The following is a 3,070-nucleotide window of genomic DNA, read 5'->3' as shown; positions in this document are numbered from 1 at the left end:
CCCCCGATAGCCCAAGCGTGCCGTTAGGCATAAGGGGTGACCTGTCAGATTTTTAGCAGCGGTAAGAATTGCACTCAAGACTTAGTAAAACCCGCTAACCTAGTGCTGTTGCGGGTTTTGAGTAAATATTTAATCTTTCTGATTCCAAAGTGAATAACCTTGTTCAAGTTTTCCTTCAACAAATGCGTCTAAAGCCATTATGGCTTTTTCTTTCTTTTCTTCTGGTACTAATGGATTCTCTATGTAAGCTTGAGCGAGACTAATAGCGTTCTTTAAGTGTTGTTGAAGCAAATCTATTAGCATTTTTGTTTCATCATTATTGTAAATAGTCATCAATGCTTCTTTAACCAGAGGAACATAATTAAATGTTCCATTGATAAAAAGATCTTCATATATCCTTGGATCTTTGAAATCAATTTCCAAATTCTCAGCAAGATTTTCTACATACTTCCAATAAATTTCCAAAAGTCCTTCTTTCGCGCATTCTACTAGAGGTTTATCTATAGATAGAGATTGATTAAGAGATTCCTTTTCATAGTAATATTTAGCGCCGTATAGAATGAATGATGATAACTTGTGAGGGTTGATTCCAATGCTTTTAAATTCGTATAATTTTCCATTATCTATAAGAAAGAATTCACCATCTGGAAGTAACTCGCATTTATAGTTATCAATTTCCCATTGCATCTTCATTATTTTACTCTCCTGTCATTTTTGTATTGCTAGTTTTTCAAAAACCAAACTGTTAGTGAAAATCAAAGTTTTCTGAATCGGACAAAGATATAAAGAAATGTCTATCTTTGTCCACATCAACAGGAAACTTTGTTTGTGAGCACTACTTTGTCCACTACCAGCAATCAGTGAACACATTTAACTTTGTACGCTACGCGCTTCGCCCTCCTCACTGGTTGTTTACAGGTGTAAGGGGTGCGTCTATCTCTTTATGAGCCAACCGTATCTATCCAAGGGAAGAGAACAGATTCAGCCTATGGGCAGAAGAATACGTGGAGACATTGATTGATACTGAGCTAAGTAATACGATATATACCCTAATACTCCAGTCTTTTTCCGTATAATCCCTCGCTGAGCAGTCGAAATTCATAAAAAATCCCCAAGAACCTTTAATGGTTCAGGGAATTAAGAATTTGCTCACTGTATGTCATGTCTATAATTTTGGTTAACTCTCGAAATTAATGTTTGTTTAAAAATCCATACCTCACGAGTAAACAACTTCTACTTACACCTTATGTGTAAAATGTGAGGAACTTGTGAGGAACTTGTGTAACCTGTACTACAAAAAGGTCGTACAGCAACAAGTCGTACGCGTGGTAAATACCTTCCAAGTATCTTAGGACTTACGCAAAGTTATGAAAAAACGAACCACAAAGTACGCATTAGCGTAGCGTGCCCGCAGGGCATAGGACACGAAGAAAAGAGGTTAAGAAGAGTTTTTGCGTAAGTCCTGTATCTCTACTCGTTTGGGGAATTGTATTCGAGCAACCTTGTAAATAATCCTCTTCTGTCACTCTGAGCAGAGAAAAATAACCCTACTAAAACACCGATTCAGTATTCACGCATTGGAGGCTAAAAATCCGGTAACTTCATCGTTGACTCAACGAAAAATCAGTCTTTTCAACACAAGAAACCGGGTTTTTGAGATGAAAGTTTAAAACACTACAGCGTATACGTAAAATCTTCTACCAACAAACCTGGAACCATACAGCCTCCAAGTTGACGACTATCGTAAGTTCCAACTTCAGGTACAAATTCTTGGAAATTGGTCAAATCTACGAGATTTTCACCCCAAAATCGATAGAGACTTTCATCAAAACGCAAATTCTCGATAGGAGCAGCAATTTCACCATTTTCTACCCAAAAACAGGCATAACGAGTCATACCTGTAATTCGACCTGTAGGGCGATCGCTCCAATTTAAGTAATGTAAATTAGAAACATACAAACCCGTGTTTAAACTGGTCAAAATTTCCTCAAAGCTTAAATTTCCCGGACTGATTTCTGGCGCACGTAAAGCTTCATAACTATTAGCACCATTACCAATTTTTTGATATTCCCTAGCGGTGCGAGAATTGACGAGCGTGTTGACTAAGACTCCTTTTTCAATAACAGGTAATTCCGGCGCAGCCATTTCTCCCAATTCATTAAATCGCGGTACTAACCCTCGTTGAAAGTTTTCTTTCACATTAAATGCAACAGATAACTGTTTTTCTTTGCGCCACAGTAATGCTAAAGCACTACCTCCCTGTTGCAAATCAGCCTCACTCACACCTCCCCAAGAAAGCATAGCCAATAAATCAGCAACTGCTGCTGGTGCAAAGTATGTTTTGTACTGACCTCGTGGTAATTCTTTGACAGGACGAGAAAGCAATTGTAGTTGTCTTTTCGCATCGCTAATTTTAGTTATATAAGCTTCATGATTCCATTTGCTACCAGCAAAAGTTCCTTTAACAGCTTGTCCTTCTGTTGTGAATATAGAATAATCTAACGAAAAAGTATCAGTACTAAACCAGTGCTTTTGCCCGCTAGAATCAGCATAAGCTTTAATCACAACTCCCCCAGCGTATATACCCGCAAAATCTAATTCAGCAACCTGTTTTAGCACCGTTGATACAACAACTTCATCCGCTAATAAATTCCCAAAATGAACTTCTCGACTAGTATTTGTTCCTGATGGTAATACCAAATACGGATCTACAGGTAACAAGGGAAGTTCTTCACGTAGTTCTTGCAAAGCTTCGTATGCTAACTGCCAATCAATTTTCCAATTGCCAGTAAAGGGAAACTGACGAAAACTACTGCGCTGATTTTGCATCAAAGTCAGTTCAATCGAACCATCAGCAACACAACCTGTTTGCCGCACCTTGGCATGATTGAAACGAGTAAATTGACTGCGCTCACTGCTGAGTTTCACAGTAAATTGTTCACTTTCTTGTTTCTTATTTAAGAGAGTTTCAATCAGTTGGTTAAAGCTGACTTCTAAGGCAGATAGTTCTTCGTGTTTCATGAGCAATTGAGAGGGAGGTGGGGGGCTTGGGGTCCCCACGGAGTGGGGT

General features: G+C 38.6%; 2 protein-coding genes. Both read right to left on the bottom strand.

What is annotated here, in order from left to right; all coding sequences use genetic code 11:
- Positions 1–129: 129 nt before the first annotated feature.
- Positions 130–693 (bottom strand): hypothetical protein, encoded by a 564-nt coding sequence (locus DP117_RS32360; RefSeq protein ID WP_169222268.1) that lies wholly within the window; start codon positions 691–693, stop codon positions 130–132.
- A 981-nt stretch (positions 694–1,674) separates the two neighbouring features.
- Positions 1,675–3,021: a TldD/PmbA family protein gene (locus DP117_RS32355; protein WP_169222267.1), complete on the bottom strand. Its 1,347-nt coding sequence runs from the start codon at positions 3,019–3,021 to the stop codon at positions 1,675–1,677.
- Between the last annotated feature and the right edge of the window lie 49 nt (positions 3,022–3,070).

It is taken from the genome of Brasilonema sp. UFV-L1 (assembly GCF_012912105.1).
GTDB lineage: Bacteria > Cyanobacteriota > Cyanobacteriia > Cyanobacteriales > Nostocaceae > Brasilonema.
This window is presented reverse-complemented; position numbering and strand designations above follow the sequence as displayed.

Coding starts and splice junctions, on each gene's coding strand:
- DP117_RS32360 (WP_169222268.1), bottom strand. CDS start 693: ATGAAGATGCAATGGGAAATTGATAACTATAAATGCGAGTTACTTCCA.
- DP117_RS32355 (WP_169222267.1), bottom strand. CDS start 3,021: ATGAAACACGAAGAACTATCTGCCTTAGAAGTCAGCTTTAACCAACTG.